Source organism: Streptomyces sp. NPDC053367, from assembly GCF_044545925.1.
Lineage (GTDB): Bacteria > Actinomycetota > Actinomycetes > Streptomycetales > Streptomycetaceae > Streptomyces.
Map to the genome: position 1 here is coordinate 180,429 of NZ_JBITYN010000014.1, position 16,428 is coordinate 196,856.

A 16,428-nucleotide genomic window follows, 5' to 3' on the forward strand; every position below is an offset into this window, starting at 1 on the left:
ACACCCTCCGCAGACGTGGGGGACCCGGTCTACGGGCGTTGAAGATCACCGACGCGGCCCTGGTCAGCACGGTCGGTGAGCTATGTTGAACGTCCGTGGGCAACAAAGGAGGCACACCGGTGCCATCGCCGCAGCAGGCACGTGCACAGGCGTCCGCGATCACCTCGCAGAAGGCGGTCGCGGAGGTCGAGGCCGCACCCGCCTCACAGCTGAGGACACTGTTCGACAGACCACGGCTGTCGCCCGGCCAGCGCCGGATCGCGCAGTACCTGATCGACCACCTCACCGAGGCCGCGTTCCTGTCGATCACCGACCTCGCCGACCGGGTGGGCGTGAGCCAGCCGTCGGTCACCCGGTTCGCTGCGGCGGTCGGCTTCAGCGGCTATCCCGCGCTGCGGGAGCGGCTCCAGACGATCGCCCTCGGCACCATCGGCGGGCCCGGCGTCTCGGAGGAGAGCGGCAACGAACTGCAGTCCGCGGTCGACGCCGAGATCGAGAACCTGGAGAACCTGCGCCGTGACTTCGCCGACCCGGCCCAGGTCGTCGACACCGGCCGCAGACTGTCGGAGTCGACACCGCTGACCGTCCTGGGCCTGCGCATCTCCGCCTCGCTCGCCGAGTACTTCGCCTACGCCGCCCGCCGTATCCACCCGGACGTACGGCTGGTCACGCTCGGCGGCAGCGTCGCCTACGACGCGCTGTTGCAGTCGCGCGAGGCCGGCGGCAGCTGGGTGCTGGCGTTCTCCATGCCGCGGCACGCCCAGGAGACGCTGTCGGCGATCCGGGTGGCGCGCCGGGCGGGGCTGCGGGTCGCGCTGATCACGGACCTGGCGCTGGGACCGCTGGCCGACGAGGCGGACGTCACCTTCGCCACCGGGACGGGCTCACGGCTGGTGTTCGACTCCTACGCGGCGCCGGGTCTGATGGCCGCCGCGCTGCTCCAGGCCATGACGGACGCCGACCCGGAGCGCACGCACGCGCGGCTCGAGGAGTACGAGCAGATCTCCGAGCAACATCAATTCTTCCTCAAGGACTGAGGGTCACTCTTGGCGCTTTGAGGGCTGTTCACGCCCAAACCCGGCATGAATTTTTTCATGCGTATTGCATACCCGGCGGTATATATAAATACTGCAGCGGACGCCCGGGCCGTCGTCTCCCTACCCGCGACGACCCCCGGGCTGTTCGGTCGGGCATCGCGAGCGCGAGCCCCCGTGGGCGGCCCCGGTCATCCCCTAGGCCGGGACCGCCCACGAACCCGTCGAGGTCCCCACGACGCCGCACGACCCGGAAGCGATGATCATGCCCCTGACGACCATGCGCACGAGCCCGGACTGGCCCTGCCAGGTGAAGTCCCCCGGCAGCTACGACTGGGAGCGCTCGGCCGCGAAGTGGCTGCGCGAACTGGTGCCCGCCCGCTACGCCAGCTACCCGGCGCTGATGCGCCACCCGGTGCTGCTGGCCCGCCACGCGCAGATCCAGGTCCAGCAGGAGATCCGGGTCGCCCGCACCGCGCTGCAGACGGCCCGCGCCGACCTGCCGCGGCTCGGCCTGCCGGAGTCGGTCATCGAGCACACCATCAAGATGTACGCCGCCGAGGTCATGCAGCTGCAGCACATCGCGCGCAGCGTCCGCGCGGTCAGCGAGGCGCTGGCCGGCCGCACCGCCGGGCGCTAGGGCAGGCGTCGCGGCGCAGGCGGGAATCGTCAGGCAGGCCCCGGAGGGCCCGCACCTCAGAAGTCGGCCGGGGCGACCCCAGGGCCCACGGGGCGCGCGGCACGGTCGGCCTCGTCCCGGACGAGCAGCGACAGCAGGGCCGCCACCGTCAGACCCAGACCCGCCTCCGCCGGATGACGCAGCACCATCCCCGGGTCGATGCGGTACGTGTTGCCGCGCCCCTCCCGCCGATGGGAGAGGTATCCGGCGTCCTCCAGGTCCGCGATGATCTTCTGCACCGCACGTTCGGTGAGACGGCAGTGGGCCGCGATGTCACGGATCCGAGCGGTGTGATCGTCCGCGATGGCGGCCAGCACGCGCGCGTGATTGGTGAGGAACGTCCATCCTGTATGCGGCTCAGGCACTCCACCCATGGGGCCAGCATACGACCGAACATTCCCGCAAACCAAAGCGCGAATCAAATTTCGTGTATCCCTTGACGTGTTCTGGTGTCGAGGTGAGCCTTGAAGGGCAGGGGAAGGCAGGAGTCCGCAGCGGAGAACGAGCCCGAGGGAGAGGCCGCAATGCCCGAACCCGCGTATTCGGCGTCCTCAGCCAACGACGTGGTGACGGCCGGGACGGGAGCGGACGACGAGCCGCTCCCCGAACACCGGCCGGAGCAGCTCACCGTCGACACCCGCGCCGACGGTGACCGGCTGGTCGTCGAGGTGCGCGGCGAGTTGTGTCTCGATGTCGACCACGAGCTCAAGGAACTCCTCTCCCGCGCCCTGGAGGACTCGGTCTCCGGCCTCGACCTGGACCTCAGCGGCGTGGACTTCTGCGACTGCTCCGGTCTCAACGCCCTGCTGCGGGTGCGCAGACAGGCCCTCTCCGACGGCAAGACCATCACCGTGCGGGCGGCCGGGCGCATGGTCGAGCGGCTGCTCGAACTGACCGGGACCCAGCCGCTGTTCACCTCCGACGCCGAGCAGGACGGCGGGCCCGACCTGGGCGCCGAGGTGGTGCAGCTGCGCCGGGCGATGCGCACCCGGCCGACCATCGACCTGGCCCGCGGGGTGCTGATGGCGACCTTCGGACTGAGCCCGGACCAGGCGTGGGAGGTGCTGGTGCACAGCTCGCAGAACACCAACACCAAGCTGCACCGCCTCGCCGAACACCTGGTGGCGGCCGTCCAGGGCGAGCCGCCGCCCGAGGCCGTGCAGCGGGAGGTCGCCGCCGCGGTGGCCCGGGTGGGTTCCGGCCCCTGACCGACCGGAGGCCCTGCGCGGGTCCTACGCAGCCAGGAAGCGGTGCAACGACGCAATGAACGCCGTGGTGAACGCCCCCTGGCGCTCCCGCGGAAGGGCGTCCAGGGAGAGATACGGGTTGAGGTCCTCCAGCTCCACCAGCAGCAACTCGCCGCCGGGCGCCCGGCAGGCGTCCACGCGCTGGACGCCGTGCTCCAGGCCGTTCCAGGCGACGAAGCCGCGCGCGAAGTCCAGGTCCTCGGCGGTGGGCTCGTAGGGCACGAGCTCCCAGCGCCGGGCGGGGTCGGGCGCGTGCAGCGCGTACTGGAAGCCGTGGTCGACGAAGTAGAAGGACACCTCGTACGCGAAGTCGATGTGCGGCTGCACCAGGACGGTGCCGTCGCACAGGCCGGCCAGGTCGCCCGCCGCGTCGGCGGACACGATCCGCAGGCCGATGGAGTCGGCGCCGAGCTTCGGCTTGACCACGTACCGCTCGGCGGGCGGCAGCCGGTCCAGGCCGGCCGCGCTGTCCACGGTGGGGATCACCGGGTGCCCTTCGGCGGTGAGGTCCAGCAGATACTGCTTGCCCGCCATGTCGGCCTTCCCCGTGAGCGGGTTGTAGACCCGGACCCCCTCGCGCAGGGCGCGCTCGCGGAAGTCGTCGTAGGCGGCCCGGTACGCGAGGACGGGGCCGCTGTTGCGGACGACGACCGCGTCGAAGGCGCCCATCAGGGCGGCCGCGTCGCGGGGGTGGCACAGCGCCAGGTCGAAGTCAGCGCGCAGCCGGGAGGTGAGCCGGATGTCCTCGTCGCAGTAGCGCCGCCCGCGCGCCTCGTAGGCCAGGTCGGTGACGTACAGCAGACGGGGCCGGGCGTCGGGCATCGGGTCTCCTCGGTGGTGCGCGCCCGGTCCGGTCGCCGGGCCTCGGTCAGGGTACTGGGGCGGCGCGGCGGGCATTCGCGCAGGTGGCAGCTATGGGCGTGACACCAGAGGGCACTGAGTTCCCTGTTGTGAGCGCACTGAGTGCCATACGCTTCCTCCATGAGCTCCAGCAGTACGGCGCCGCGGCGCGGCGAGAAGTCCGAGTCGGCCGTGAAGCCGCCCATGAGGGACGCCCTCGTCGCGGCGGCGTTCCGGCTGTTCCTCGAGCGGGGCTACGAACAGACGACGGTGGACGACATCGTGGCGCTCGCCGGGGTGGGCCGGCGGTCCTTCTTCCGCTACTTCCCGTCCAAGGAGGACGTGGTCTTCCCCGACCACGAGCGGTGCCTGACCGACATGACCGCCTTCCTGGCCGCCGGCGACGGCACCGAGGAACCGGTGCGCCGGGTGTGCGACGCGGCCCGGCTGGTGCTGCGGATGTACGCCGAGAACCCCGACTTCTCCGTGCAGCGCTACCTGCTCACCAAGCAGGTGCCGGGACTGCGCGCGTACGAGCTGTCGGTGGTGTGGCGCTACGAGCGGGCCCTCGCCGACTATCTCCGGCGGCGGCTGCGGGACCTGCGGGACGGGACGCTGCGGGCCGACGTCATCGCGGCCGCGGTGGTCGCGGCGCACAACAACGCCCTGCGCTCCTGGCTGCGTTCGGACGGCAAGAGCGATCCGGAGGCCGCCGTCGACCACGCGCTGGGGCTGGTGCAGTCCGCGTTCGGCACCGGGCCGGTCCGGCCGGTCCCTGAGTGTCCGGAGGACGACGTGGTGGTCGTGGTGTCACGGCGGGGTGCTCCGCTGTGGCGGGTGGTCCAGGAGATCGAGACGACGCTGGCCCGGGAGTGAGGACCGCAGCCCCCGCGGCGCGGAGCCTGTCGCGGCGGGGTTCGCCGCAAATTGGGGGTACGCAGTGCCTTTACGGGTGGCACTGAGTGCCATACGCTGACGGCGTGCACGGTGGCACGGGCGACCGCGCACAGGCGTGCGCGGCCTGCCGCGTGCGTGTTTCCGGCCGAGCGCAGGGAGTTGCAGCGTGTACCACCACTCAGGAAGCTTCGCTCAGCAGGCAACCGGCTCCGCGGCTGGCGTCCTCGACCACCGGCCCGCGGGCCGCGCCGGGGAGGCCGAGACCATCCTCTTCCAGCGCTGCACCTGGTGCGGCACCGCGATGTACCACCGGCTGCTGTGTCCGGTGTGCCAGGGCAGCGATCTGCGTACCGAGCGCAGCGAGGGCGTGGGCACGGTCCGCCACTCCACGGTCGTGCACCGCAACACCCCTGCCGCGCGCAATGTGTCGCTCATCGAGATGGCGGAGGGCTTCGTGATCCGCGGCCGCGTCATGGGCCCGCCGATCGGCATCCACAGCGGCGACCGCGTACGGCTGTCCACCGCCAAGGACCCGGTCCGCGGCGAGCCCGTCTTCCAGCTGGTCGACGAGCCGTACCGCGCCTGGACCTGAGCGGGGCGGGTGCCCTCAGTCGGACTTGAGCGCCACCCGGATCCCGACGGTCCCCCGGGTGCCGCGCCGCAGGCGGCTGCCGAGCAGAGTGAGCCGCCCGACCACGCCGTACTTGCGCGCGATCAGCGCCCGGTACCGCGCACTGGTCGCCTCGTCGCAGACCTCCGCCGTGCCCGGCACCTGCTCGCCCGTGGGATTGCCCCGCACATCACAGGGCCCGACCAGCACATCGGCGCGGTTGCGGATCCGCTTCACCTTGTAGGAGTCGGCCGCCGTCCACACCCCGAGCGCGTCGTCGTCCCGTACGACCCACACCGGCGTGGCCACCGCCGTACCGTTCCTGCGGTAGCTGGTGATCAGTACGTACTTGCCCTCGGCGAGCCGGTCCAGCGTGGTGGTGTCCATGCCCGCAGTCTAGGCGGGCCGCGGAGGCGGGGAGGGGCTGCGAGAGCCGGGACAGGCCGCGGAAGCGGGGACGGGAAGCGGGAGCGAGGAAGGGGGCCGTGGAAGCGGGAAGGACCGCGGAAATCGCCGCTCCGGCCGCGTAGATCAACTCGGCGGTCTAAATTGCTCGTTGCCACCCCGAACGCCCCGGCAACCAGGAGCTGATCCCGTGACCGAGAACCCGCCGGCCGCCGAGCCGACCGCGGAGGAGCTGCGCGCCCGTATCGTCACCACCCAGCCGCACACCGCCCGTATCTGGAACTACTGGCTGGGCGGCAAGGACAACTACGAGGTCGACCGTGCCGCCGGTGACCAGATCCGCCAACTGCACCCGGGCATCGGGGAGTACGCGCGCGCCGACCGGCTGTTCCTGGGACGGGCCGTGCGGCATCTGGTGACGGAGGTGGGCATTCGCCAGTTCCTCGACATCGGCACGGGGCTGCCCACCGCGGACAACACCCACGAGGTGGCCCAGCGGTACGCCCCGGACGCGCGGATCGTGTACGTCGACAACGACCCGCTGGTCCTGGCGCACGCCCGCGCGTTGCTCACCAGCACCGAGGAGGGCCGCACCGACTACCTCGACGAGGACCTCCGCAATGTGGACACCATCCTCGAACACGCCGCCAAGACGCTGGACTTCACACAGCCGGTCGGGCTGATGCTGCTCGGCGTGGTCATCTTCATCGGCGACGAGGAGGACCCCTACGGCCTCGTGCGCCGGCTGACCGACGCGCTGCCCTCGGGCAGCCACCTGGTGCTGTCGCACACCGTCACCCACCCGGCGATGCCGGACGTGGACGAGGCCGTGAAGTTCTGGAACGAGCACGGCACCCCGAAGCTCACCCAGCGCGCGCCCGAGGACGTGGCCCGCTTCTTCGACGGCCTCGATCTGCTGGAGCCCGGCGTGGTGTCCTGCTCGCGCTGGCGCCCCGAGCACACCAACGGCGCGGAGCCGGAGGAGGTCGCGATGTTCGGCGGGGTGGCCCGCAAGGCGTGACGCCCCCGGCTGAACGCCCCGGCGGCGCGCCGCGTATGGACAGTGGGCGCTCGACTGCGGCAGCGCCCCGCGGCGCGGGTGCCGCGTCCTTGACGTTCGGGAGCCATGCATGGGGCACGCACGACGACGGATCGTCCGCCGGGTGACACGGCTCGCGGCCGTCGGCGGCCTCCTTCTGGGAGGCACCATGGTCGGCCGCGCGGTGGCGGACGAGCCGTCCGGGCCGCCCGCCGCGCCGCGCGGGACCGCGTCGGCAGCCGTGTCGCCCGGGGCGGACCTGGTGGCCCGGCTGGGCGAGGCACGGACGGGCGGCAGCTGGATCGGCGCCGACGGGCGGCCGGTCGTCGCGGTCACCGATGCCGGGGCGGCCGCCGAGGTGCGCCGTGCGGGCGCCACCCCCGAGGTCGTCCCGCACAGTCTGGGCGAGCTGCGGTCGGCGACCACGGCCCTGCGGGCGGCGCCGCGGGTGCCCGGCACGGCCTGGGCGGTGGACTACCGGTCCAACGAGGTGGTGCTCCGCGCCGACCGCACGGTCTCCCCCGCGGACTGGGCGCGGCTGACCGCGCTCGCGGACGACCTGGACGCCCCGGTGCGCATGGAGCGCACGCAGGGCACCTTCACCACCCGCCTGAACGGCGCGCAGCCGATCCTGTCGACCGCGGGCCGCTGCTCGGCGGGATTCAACGTCACCGACGGCCGCTCCGACTTCATCCTCACCGCGGGGCACTGCGGTCCGGCCGGCTCGGTGTGGTTCGCCGACTCCGCGGCCCGCCGCGAGGTGGGCAGGACCGTACGCGGCGACTTCCCCGGGTCGGACTTCTCGCTGGTGGGTTACACGGGCGGCCGGGCCGGCGACGGCGCCGACGTGGTGGACCTCGGCGGCGGGCGGGGCGTACGGATCACCGGGGCGGCCGACCCTTCCGTGGGCCAGCGGGTGTTCCGCAGCGGCAGCACCAGCGGACTGCACGACGGGGTCGTCCGCGCGGTCGACGTGACCGTCAACTACCCGGAGGGCAGCGTCAGCGGGCTGATCGAAACGGATGTGTGCGCCGAACCCGGGGACAGCGGGGGGCCGCTGTTCTCCGAGGGCATCGCGCTCGGCATCACCTCGGGCGGCAGCGGGGACTGCGCGGTGGGCGGTACGACGTTCTTCCAGCCGGTGACGAAGGCGTTGCAGGAGCTCGGCGTACGGCTGGTGGCGCCGGCCGGTGGGACCGTACCGGCGCCGTCGGCCTCGGCCCCGCAGAGCGCCCTGGCGCCCGGGGACGCCTCACCGGGGTCATCGGCCCCGGTGGGCGGGGACCAGGCGTCGACGCTGCTGTCGAGGCTGACGGACCCGAGGAACACGGGTCCGGGGTTGTTGATCGTCGCGGGAAGCCTTGTGGCCCTGGTGGCCACGCGGTACATCCGCGCGGAACAGGACCGCAAGGCCTATCGGAGTCATTACTCGGCGACCTGGGGCTGACTGAGACCGAGCGGCTCTCAGGCCGCCCGTACCTGCTGCGTGGCCACGGCGGCCCACTCCATCACGAGCCGCTGGTACTCCTCGCGCTGCTCGATGGTCAGTGTCCCGCCCGACCGGCGCCACAGCGCCCGGATCTCCTCGTTGACCTCCGCGGCCGATCTCTCGGAGACGGGTTCAACAGTGGTGGACATGCTGTGAAGCATACGGCTCCGGAGGTGAAGGCCGTGTGAGTAATGACGTGCAAAACGGACATAACAGACCGTGTTGCTGATCACGTCCAACGGGCCGGTCAGGTGCCCGGCTTGCGGCCGTACACGTACACGTCGTCGCCGTTCCTCAGCAGTGACCAGTACTTCTTGGCCGTGGTGGTGGTCATGTTGACGCAGCCGTGCGAGCCGGGCGGGTTCCACATGCTGAGGTTGACCGAGTGGAACGCCTGGCCGCCGTCGAAGAACTGGCTGTACGGCATCGGCACGTTGTAGATGCTCGAGACGTGGTCGATGTCACGCCAGTAGATCTTCTTCAGCCCGGTGCGGGTCTCGTAGCCGTCGCGGCCGGTGCGCACCGGGACCGGGCCGTACACCAGGCGGCTGCCGTCCTGGATCCAGCTGAGCTGGAGCGTGAGATTCACACAGGCGATCCGGCCCTTGTTGGTGGGGCACCGGCCGTCCCGGTTGGGATTGCTCCCGACGGCCCTCTGCTTGAGCATGAGGTCCATCACACCCCAGGTGACGGGCCCGGCGTAGCCGATGTTCGGCTTGATGCCGTGCTTGTCCTGGAATGCCTTGATCTTCTGGCAGTCGGTCGGCGACTGCCGGCCGTCGACGGTCAGGCCGAGGAACTTCTCGACCTGCTTCTGGTACGGGCCGGTCGACGTGGTGCAGCCCGCCGCCTGTGCGGGCGCGGCCCCCAGTCCGAGCGCCAGCGGCACCATCAGCGCGCCGGTCCCGGCGACGGCGGCTGCCCGTCTGCGTATGTCCCCCATGAGCTCTCACCCTCCGGTAGTTCCCCTGTGCTGCACCCGAACCGTGCGCCTCTGCCCACTAGACCCGCATCGGACGGCCGGGGTTGCACCCTCGCGCGCTTCGCGACGAAACGGTGACATTACGGCATCGGCGTGCTCACTCTCTCAGGCCCGCGCCGTCTCGGTGACCGCCGGCCCCTCCGGCTGCCGCCGGGGCAGTTCGCGACGCGAGCGTACCGGCGACAGCAGCAGGGGCAGGAAAGAGACCGCCAGCACCGCGGCACCCGCCCACAGCGTCGCGGTGACCCCGGACAGTTCGCCGAGCAGCCCGGCCACGGCCGAACCGACGGCGACCGCCCCGGTGAGCATGAACCGGAAGGTGGCGTTCATACGGCCGAGCAGAGGGTCGGGCGTCATCCGCTGGCGCAGGCTCACCCCGAGGACGTTCGCCGTGCCGATCTTGGCCATGGTCAGCACCCAGCCCAGCCCGGCCGGCCAGAGCCAGGGCCCGCCTCCGACGAGCGGTACCAGCAGCGCCGCCGGGGCGAGGAGCACGCCGCTGAGCACCAGGGTGCGGCCGTGGCCGAGCCGCGCGGCGAGCGGGCGGGCGCAGCGGGCACCGAGCAGGACACCGAGACCTCCCACGGCCCAGAACAGACCCAGGGCGCCCGCGGACAGGCCGAGTTCGCGGACGAACAGCAGCGGCAGCATGGTGTTCACCATCTGCGCGCCGAAGTTGGTGAGGGCGGCGGCGAGGGCGAGGGCACGCAGTTCCGGGTCGCCGAGGACATGCCGCAGCCCCTCGGCGATCTGCGCCCGCAGTCGCGGCCCGCCGGCCCGCGCGGGGAGCTTCTGCCGTGCGCCGATAGCGGTCAGGCGCAGGGCGGAGGCGAGATAGGCTAGCGAGCTGAACAGCACGGCGACGGGCGCGGTCAGGAGCTGCACCAGGCCGCCGCCCGCGCCGCGTCCGGCGATGTTGCTCGCCGCCTGCAGGCTGACCACGGCGGCGTTGGCTCCCACCAGCGCCTCCCGGTCCACCAGTTGGGGCAGCGTGCTCTGCGAGCCGACGTCGAAGAACACGGTGGCGCAGCCGGTCAGCAGCACGACGGCGTAGAGCTGACCCAGGGTGAGCGCGTCGAGCCACCAGGCGATCGGCACGGAGGCGCCCAGGACGGCGCGGGCCAGGTCGGCGCCGATCAGGACGCGGCGGTGGTGCATGCGGTCCACCCAGGCACCGGCGGGCAGTCCGACGAGCAGGAACGCCAGGGTGCTGAGCGCGGCCAGCGCGCCGACCTGGCCGGGGCTCGCGTCGAGTGCGGCGACGGCGACCAGGGGGACGGCCACATAGCCGACGTCGGCGCCGAGTTGGCTGAGGGTGGTGGCGGTGAAGAGCGTACGGAAGTCACGGACGCGCCAGGGCGAGGAGGCTCGTTTGTCGTTGGGCACAGCAGCACGCTGCCCGACCGCACTTCACAGGACAAGTGAAAAGAATCAACACCAACCCTTAAGCAGTGCTACCGAGTTGGTACGGTGCGTGCCATGTCCGTGTTCCTTCAGCAACTCCCCGCCCTCCTCGGTGTCGTGATCGGCGCCCTCGGCTCCTACCTGGCGGTCGTCCGCAGCGACAGCGCCCGCTTCCGGCGCGAGCGGGACGCGCGGTGGGAGGAGCGGCGGCTCGCGGTGTACTCGGACTACGCGCAGGCGGTGAAGCGGACGGTCACCCTCACCTATCGGGTGGCCGCGCATCTCGGCAACGACCCGCATCCGCACCCGCTCGCCCCGCAGGAGGCCGAGCCGCTGCTGACCGAGGCCACGGCCGGCCGGGACCCGGTCGGTGAGGCGCTGCTCATGCTCGGCAGCGCGGAGGTGGTGGAGCGGGCACGGGAGTGGGTCGTCGCGGTGATGGAGATGGAGACCTTCCTGCGGGCCGGGACCCGGGACCCGGAGGCCTGGCAGCGGCTGCTGGAGCGGCAGCGGGCCGCCCGGCAGGCCTACTACGGCGCCGTACGCGAGGATCTGGCGCTGCCGCCCGGGCACCCGGCCCGCTGGTCGGTGCCGGTGGCCGGGGATCAGCGGTAGCCGGTGGTGTCGGCGGGCCCGCCCCGGTCCGCGACCTCCACCAGGTACCGCCATGCGTCGGGACGGCTGCCGTCGAGGTCGGTGAAGCCGTACACCTGTGCCAGGCCGCCGCTGGACAGGGACTGTCCGTTGAAGCGGGCCACGTCCGGGTCGGAGGCGAGCGCGGCGACGGCCCGGCCGACATAGCGCGGGGTCTCGGAGATGGCGAAGTGCGGGACCTTCTCCAGCGCGTCGCGCCAGGTGTCCTCGGTGACGCCGAAGTGCTCCAGCATCATCTCCGAGCGCAGCCAGCCCGGCGTCAGCGCGACCGCGGTCGCCCCGTGCGGGCCGAGCTCATGGCCGAGGGAGAAGCCCATGCGCAGGACGGACGCCTTGGCGAGGTCGTAGAAGAAGGAGTTGCGGTAGGTGGCGGCGTTGTACTCGGCGGTGCCGTCGGTCATCTCCACGACCAGCCCGCCGGGCCGGCGCAGCAGCAGGGGCAGCGCGTGATGGCTGGTGATCGCGTGCGTCTCGACCGCCAGCCGGAGCAGCCTGAGCCCCTTGTCGAGGTCGTGCTCCCAGACGGGCGCCTCCCAGGCGAAGAGGTGCTCGCCGCCCCAGATGTCGTTCACCAGCACGTCCAGGCGCCCCTGCTCGGCGTCGATCCGCTCCACCAGGGCCCGCACCCGGGCGGGTTCGAGGTGGTCGGTGGGTACGGCGACGCCCACGCCGCCCGCCCGGGTGACCAGGTCGGCGGTGTCCTCGATGGTCTCGGGGCGGTCGTACTCGGAGCGGCGCTCACGGGTCGTGCGCCCGGTGACGTACACGGTGGCGCCCGCCGCTCCCAGTTCGACGGCGATCCCGCGGCCCGCGCCCCGGGTCGCCCCGGCGACGAGCGCCACCTTGTCCCGCAACGGCTTGTCCATGTCCGGCTCCCGACCTCGTGTCACCTGCGTGTCGGTCCGAGAGTGCCGGGGAAACCGGACATCTTCTGTCGCCTTTCGGGGCGGGTTCACCCGGCCGCGCGCAGCTTCTCCCCCAGTTCGTCGTAGCCCGGCACGAACCAGAGGTGCCCGCCCTCGTTCGTCTCGCGCAGGAAGTCGCGCAGCGCGCCGCTCTCGGCGGCCTGCCGGGACACGTCCCCGACGACGGCCAGCCGCACCCGGTAGGTGACGAACTTCTGCACCATCGCGCCCGCGACACCCGTGCGCAGCCGGAAGATCATCTCAGTGGCCGCGGTCGATCCACTCCTGAAGGTGCGGGGCCTCCGCACCGATGGTGGTGGAGTCGCCGTGTCCCGTGAGGACCTTCGTCTCGGGCGGCAGCCCGAGCAGCCGGTCGCGGATCGAGTCGATGATCGTGGGGAAGTGCGACCAGGACCGGCCCGTCGCACCGGGGCCGCCCCGGAAGAGCGTGTCGCCGGTGAAGACCGCGCCCAGGCCCGGGTCGTACAGGCAGACCGCGCCGGGCGCGTGGCCGGGTGTGCGCAAAACCCTGAGGTCGGCGCCGGCGGCCTCGATGACCTGCCCGTCGCGCAGCCAGGCGTCGGGCTCGCGGTCGGGGTGGGTCTGCTTCCACAGGGGCAGGTCGTCGCGGTGCAGCCAGATCACGGCGCCCGTGCGCTCGGCGAGCGCGGGCGCGGCGTCGATGTGGTCGTTGTGGGCGTGGGTGCACACGATGGCGGTCAGCCGCCGGTCGCCGACCGCCTCGGCGATGGCGTCGGCGTCATGGGCGGCGTCGATGACGACGACCTCGTGGTCGTCGCCGACAAGCCAGACGTTGTTGTCGACGTCCCAGCTGCCGCCGTCGAGGGTGAACTGCCCGGAGGTGACCAGGCGTTCGATGCGGGGACCCATCACAGCACCACCACCGAGCGCAGGACGTCACCGAGGTGCATCCGCTCGAACGCCTTCTCGACTTCGTCCAGTCGGATGGTCTCCGACACGAACGCGCCGAGGTCCAGGCGCCCTTGGCGGTGCAGGTCGATCAGCATGGGGAAGTCGCGGGAGGGCAGGCAGTCGCCGTACCAGGAGGACTTCAGGGCGCCACCGCGGCCGAACACGTCCAGCAGGGGCAGTTCGAGCTTCATCTCCGGAGTGGGTACGCCGACCAGGACGACCGTGCCGGCCAGGTCGCGGGCGTAGAACGCCTGCTTGTACGTCTCGGGGCGGCCGACCGCCTCGATGACCACGTCGGCCCCGAAGCCGCCGGTCAGCTCGCGGATCGCCTCGACGGGGTCGGTCTCGCGGGAGTTGACGGTGTGGGTGGCGCCCATCGCGCGGGCCTTCTCCAGCTTGCGGTCGTCGATGTCCACGGCGATGATCGTCCCCGCCCCGGCCAGGTGCGACCCGGCGATCGCCGCGTCCCCGACACCGCCGCAGCCGATGACAGCGACGGAGTCGCCGCGGCCGACGTTCCCGGTGTTGATCGCGGCGCCGATGCCGGCCATCACCCCGCAGCCCAGCAGTCCGGCGACGGCCGGGGACACCTCGGGGTCGACCTTGGTGCACTGGCCGGCGGCGACCAGGGTCTTCTCGGCGAACGCGCCGATGCCGAGGGCGGCCGACAGCTCCTGCCCGGTCGTGGCGAGGGTCATGCGCTGCTTCGCGTTGTGGGTGTCGAAGCAGTACCAGGGGCGGCCGCGCAGACAGGCCCGGCAACGCCCGCACACCGCACGCCAGTTGAGGATCACGAAGTCGCCCGGCGCCACATCGGTCACCCCGTCGCCGACCGACTCGACCACTCCGGCGGCCTCATGACCGAGCAGGAAGGGGAAGTCGTCGCTGATGCCGCCCTGTTTGTAGTGCAGGTCGGTGTGGCAGACACCGCAGGCCTGGATCCGCACCACGGCCTCGCCCGGTCCGGGGTCCGGCACGACGATCGTCTCCAGGCGGACCGGCTCGTCCTTGCCGGGTGCGATCACGCCGCGTACTTCCTGCGCCATGGCTGCTGAGTCCCTTCGGTCGGCGGACGTTATGTCCCTGCGCCGACCCTACGCGTGATCGATCCGCGCGGCGCAGACGTCGTACGCGATGCGCCCCTCCGGGTGCGCGCGCAGACGTCGTACGCAGTGCGCCCCTCCGGGCCCGCGCGCAGACGTCGCATGCCACACGGCCCGCCGCATCCGGGCGCGGACGTCGTGCGGAACGCGCCCCGCGGCACCGGGGCGCAGACGTCGTACACCGCACGCCCCGCCGCATCCGGCCGCAGACGCCGTACACAACGCGCCCGGCCGCGTCCGGGGTGCGGGCGCGGCCGGGCGGGCCGGAGCGGGTGGGGTCAGGTGGAAATGCCGGGCAGCAGACCGGTGACCGGCGCGGCCAGGTTGGTGAGCTGGTACAGCTGGCCGAGGTCGTTCGGCACACGGTTGAGCTGCGCGAGCTGCTGCGACGGCCGCGGGAGCGCGTCCCTGTGCGGCTCGGGGATGTCGCCGACGGCGAGCGAGTCCAGCAGGGCGATCGGGCTCATGCTGCTGCCCGCCTTGGCGTCCGCCTCGGCCGCGCCCGCCGAGGGGGCGGCGATCGCGGTGACCCCGGCGGCGAGACAGGCGGCGGCGAGGATACGACGAGTTGAGATCATGCCCTCTGCAACGCGGGCGGACCGTCCACGGACACGGCCCGGGGGCGTCCCTCACCCGTCAGGCGGAGCGCTTGCCGAGCCCGCGGGGGCGGAGGACGCTCGAAGAGGAGGCTTCCGTGACCCGCGGCCCGCCGGGTCACCCTGCCTCGAAGGAGGTCATCATGGGCACCAGCACCAGCCCCGCCTTCAGCGCCGACACCCTGCGCCGGGGCCTGGAGGGAGAGTCGGCGACCAACCTCGTGGAGCTCTACGCCGACGACGCCGAGATGCGGATCATCGACCGCAACACCCAGCCGAGCCATCCGAAGGTCGTCCGCGGCCACGACGAGATCGCCGCGATGCTCGAGGACGTCTACAGCCGCGACATGACCCACAAGCTGGAGGGCTGCGTCGTCCAGGGCGACCGCGCCGCCTACAGCGAGTCCTGCGAGTACGCGGACGGGGTCCGCGTCCTGTCCGAGTCGATGATCACCCTGCGGGACGGGAAGATCGCCGAGCAGATCATGATCCAGGCCTGGGACGAGTAGCTGCCACCGAGGTCACCGGGGCCGGGGTCCTTCGGCGAGGGGCCCCGGCGGGGCCGCGGCACGCCTCGGTTAAGGTGGCCGTGGGCCGTGACTGGCGCTGAGGTGGAGCACCACCGGGGAGCGGTCCCGACATCACTGAATGCCGTGCGCCTGGGCGACGAGAACGATCGGCTCAGGAGTGGATCATGACCCAGGCACGGCTCATGGACGGCACCGCGCTCGCGCGCACCATCGTCGGGAAGACCGCCGAGCGCGCGGCGGACCTCACCCGGCGCACCGGCACCGCCCCCTGTCTCGCGACCGTACTGGTCGGTGAGGACCCCGCCTCCGTGACGTACGTCCGGATGAAGCAGAACCGCTGCCGCACGGCCGGCATCGGCTCGCGGCATGTGGCGCTGCCCGCCGCGACCACCACCGAGGAGCTGGTCGACACGCTGCGGGCGCTGTCCGCCGACCCCACCGTGCACGGCATCCTGCTGCAGCACCCGATGGGCGAACACATCGACGAGCGGGCCGCGTTCGAGGCGATCGCGCCGGAGAAGGACGTCGACGGCGTCACCTTCGCGTCCTTCGCCACGATGAGCTTCGGCCTGCCGGGCTTCGTGTCCTGCACGCCGGGCGGCATCATGCGGCTGCTCGACGCGTACGGCGTCGACCCGTCCGGCAAGCGCGCGGTGGTCGTCGGCCGCAGCGCCATCCTGGGCAAGCCGGCCGGCATGCTGCTGCTCGCCCGTGACGCCACGGTCACGTACTGCCACTCGCGGACCAAGGACCTGTCGGCGGCCGTGCGCGAGGCCGACATCGTGGTCGCCGCCGTCGGCCGGCCGCGGTTGATCAAGGGCCAGGACATCAAGCCGGGAGCGGTCGTGATCGACGCCGGCTACAACCCGGGCAACGTCGGCGACGTCGACTTCGACTCGGCCGTGGAGCGGGCCTCGCTGATCACGCCCGTCCCCGGCGGTGTGGGCCCGATGACCATCGCCACGCTGCTGGAGCAGACGGTGGACGCGGCGACGCGGCAGCTCGGGCTCTGACGGGCCCCGGGGGCGCGGGGAGCCGCCCGACCGGCCGCGCACGGCGGAAGGCCGCGCCCAGGCGGGAG

General features: G+C 72.2%; 21 protein-coding genes and 1 riboswitch. Of the genes, 10 read left to right on the forward strand and 11 right to left on the reverse strand.

The features are described 5' to 3' along the window. Positions 1-119 precede the first annotated feature (119 nt). Both ACIGXJ_RS33835 and ACIGXJ_RS33840 read left to right on the forward strand, forming a co-directional pair. Complete coding sequence (locus ACIGXJ_RS33835; RefSeq protein ID WP_399653703.1) at positions 120-1,037, forward strand: MurR/RpiR family transcriptional regulator; 918 nt, start codon at positions 120-122, stop codon at positions 1,035-1,037. A 256-nt stretch (positions 1,038-1,293) separates the two neighbouring features. After that, positions 1,294-1,674, forward strand: coding sequence for a hypothetical protein (locus ACIGXJ_RS33840; protein WP_399653705.1), 381 nt, complete (start codon positions 1,294-1,296; stop codon positions 1,672-1,674). A 56-nt stretch (positions 1,675-1,730) separates the two neighbouring features. Here the strand turns inward: ACIGXJ_RS33840 and ACIGXJ_RS33845 are convergent, their stop codons facing one another. Continuing rightward, positions 1,731-2,087, reverse strand: a complete 357-nt coding sequence (locus tag ACIGXJ_RS33845) for a helix-turn-helix transcriptional regulator (protein ID WP_399653708.1) — start codon at positions 2,085-2,087, stop codon at positions 1,731-1,733. 150 nt (positions 2,088-2,237) lie between these two features. Between ACIGXJ_RS33845 and ACIGXJ_RS33850 the strand changes: the two genes are divergently transcribed. Then, positions 2,238-2,921 (forward strand): anti-sigma factor antagonist, encoded by a 684-nt coding sequence (locus tag ACIGXJ_RS33850; protein WP_399653710.1) that lies wholly within the window; start codon positions 2,238-2,240, stop codon positions 2,919-2,921. Positions 2,922-2,945: 24 nt separating this feature from the next. Here ACIGXJ_RS33850 and ACIGXJ_RS33855 read toward each other — a convergent pair whose 3' ends face one another. Then, positions 2,946-3,782, reverse strand: a complete 837-nt coding sequence (locus tag ACIGXJ_RS33855) for a hypothetical protein (RefSeq protein WP_399653712.1) — start codon at positions 3,780-3,782, stop codon at positions 2,946-2,948. 159 nt (positions 3,783-3,941) lie between these two features. Between ACIGXJ_RS33855 and ACIGXJ_RS33860 the strand changes: the two genes are divergently transcribed. Next, entirely contained in the window at positions 3,942-4,676 is a 735-nt protein-coding gene (locus tag ACIGXJ_RS33860; protein WP_399653713.1) for a TetR family transcriptional regulator, read from the forward strand. Positions 4,677-4,863: 187 nt separating this feature from the next. Next, positions 4,864-5,289, forward strand: coding sequence for a Zn-ribbon domain-containing OB-fold protein (locus ACIGXJ_RS33865; RefSeq protein ID WP_399653715.1), 426 nt, complete (start codon positions 4,864-4,866; stop codon positions 5,287-5,289). Between the two features lie 15 nt (positions 5,290-5,304). On the opposite strand, the gene ACIGXJ_RS33870 is transcribed toward ACIGXJ_RS33865, so the two are convergent. Further along, on the reverse strand, positions 5,305-5,694 hold the full coding sequence (locus ACIGXJ_RS33870) for a PPOX class F420-dependent oxidoreductase (protein ID WP_399653718.1): 390 nt from the start codon (positions 5,692-5,694) through the stop codon (positions 5,305-5,307). 208 nt (positions 5,695-5,902) lie between these two features. Here ACIGXJ_RS33870 and ACIGXJ_RS33875 point away from each other — a divergent pair, with 208 nt between their 5' ends. Further along, positions 5,903-6,733, forward strand: coding sequence for an SAM-dependent methyltransferase (locus ACIGXJ_RS33875; RefSeq protein ID WP_399653721.1), 831 nt, complete (start codon positions 5,903-5,905; stop codon positions 6,731-6,733). Positions 6,734-6,842: 109 nt separating this feature from the next. Then, complete coding sequence (locus ACIGXJ_RS33880) at positions 6,843-8,198, forward strand: S1 family peptidase (RefSeq protein WP_399653724.1); 1,356 nt, start codon at positions 6,843-6,845, stop codon at positions 8,196-8,198. A 17-nt stretch (positions 8,199-8,215) separates the two neighbouring features. Here ACIGXJ_RS33880 and ACIGXJ_RS33885 read toward each other — a convergent pair whose 3' ends face one another. The 3 genes from ACIGXJ_RS33885 to ACIGXJ_RS33895 all read right to left on the reverse strand — a co-directional run bounded on the left by ACIGXJ_RS33885 (position 8,216) and on the right by ACIGXJ_RS33895 (position 10,608). Continuing rightward, complete coding sequence (locus ACIGXJ_RS33885; RefSeq protein ID WP_399653726.1) at positions 8,216-8,401, reverse strand: hypothetical protein; 186 nt, start codon at positions 8,399-8,401, stop codon at positions 8,216-8,218. Between the two features lie 86 nt (positions 8,402-8,487). Continuing rightward, complete coding sequence (locus ACIGXJ_RS33890) at positions 8,488-9,183, reverse strand: L,D-transpeptidase family protein (RefSeq protein ID WP_399653729.1); 696 nt, start codon at positions 9,181-9,183, stop codon at positions 8,488-8,490. Positions 9,184-9,327: 144 nt separating this feature from the next. Beyond that, positions 9,328-10,608, reverse strand: a complete 1,281-nt coding sequence (locus ACIGXJ_RS33895; RefSeq protein ID WP_399653732.1) for an MFS transporter — start codon at positions 10,606-10,608, stop codon at positions 9,328-9,330. Between the two features lie 93 nt (positions 10,609-10,701). Here ACIGXJ_RS33895 and ACIGXJ_RS33900 point away from each other — a divergent pair, with 93 nt between their 5' ends. Next, on the forward strand, positions 10,702-11,241 hold the full coding sequence (locus ACIGXJ_RS33900) for a hypothetical protein (RefSeq protein WP_399653735.1): 540 nt from the start codon (positions 10,702-10,704) through the stop codon (positions 11,239-11,241). On the opposite strand, the gene ACIGXJ_RS33905 is transcribed toward ACIGXJ_RS33900, so the two are convergent. The 5 genes from ACIGXJ_RS33905 to ACIGXJ_RS33925 form a co-directional block, all read right to left on the reverse strand. Beyond that, positions 11,232-12,146, reverse strand: a complete 915-nt coding sequence (locus tag ACIGXJ_RS33905) for an SDR family oxidoreductase (RefSeq protein ID WP_399653738.1) — start codon at positions 12,144-12,146, stop codon at positions 11,232-11,234. The two genes, ACIGXJ_RS33900 and ACIGXJ_RS33905, sit on opposite strands and share 10 nt — an antisense overlap. An 86-nt stretch (positions 12,147-12,232) precedes the next feature. Then, complete coding sequence (locus ACIGXJ_RS33910) at positions 12,233-12,445, reverse strand: DUF4180 domain-containing protein (protein ID WP_399653740.1); 213 nt, start codon at positions 12,443-12,445, stop codon at positions 12,233-12,235. Position 12,446: 1 nt separating this feature from the next. Continuing rightward, complete coding sequence (locus tag ACIGXJ_RS33915; protein ID WP_399653742.1) at positions 12,447-13,076, reverse strand: MBL fold metallo-hydrolase; 630 nt, start codon at positions 13,074-13,076, stop codon at positions 12,447-12,449. Then, positions 13,076-14,164 carry an S-(hydroxymethyl)mycothiol dehydrogenase gene (locus ACIGXJ_RS33920; RefSeq protein WP_399653744.1) on the reverse strand — a complete coding sequence of 363 codons (1,089 nt, stop codon included), beginning with the start codon at positions 14,162-14,164 and terminating at the stop codon, positions 13,076-13,078. The genes ACIGXJ_RS33915 and ACIGXJ_RS33920 overlap by 1 nt, the downstream gene beginning before the upstream one ends. A gap of 335 nt (positions 14,165-14,499) precedes the next feature. After that, positions 14,500-14,799 (reverse strand): hypothetical protein, encoded by a 300-nt coding sequence (locus tag ACIGXJ_RS33925; protein WP_399653746.1) that lies wholly within the window; start codon positions 14,797-14,799, stop codon positions 14,500-14,502. Between the two features lie 161 nt (positions 14,800-14,960). Between ACIGXJ_RS33925 and ACIGXJ_RS33930 the strand changes: the two genes are divergently transcribed. Together ACIGXJ_RS33930 and ACIGXJ_RS33935 are read left to right on the forward strand one after the other, a co-directional pair. Beyond that, complete coding sequence (locus ACIGXJ_RS33930) at positions 14,961-15,326, forward strand: nuclear transport factor 2 family protein (RefSeq protein WP_399653749.1); 366 nt, start codon at positions 14,961-14,963, stop codon at positions 15,324-15,326. 77 nt (positions 15,327-15,403) lie between these two features. After that, positions 15,404-15,489, forward strand: a riboswitch (ZMP/ZTP riboswitch). Positions 15,490-15,511: 22 nt separating this feature from the next. Then, entirely contained in the window at positions 15,512-16,360 is an 849-nt protein-coding gene (locus ACIGXJ_RS33935; RefSeq protein ID WP_399653751.1) for a bifunctional 5,10-methylenetetrahydrofolate dehydrogenase/5,10-methenyltetrahydrofolate cyclohydrolase, read from the forward strand. Positions 16,361-16,428 lie beyond the last annotated feature (68 nt).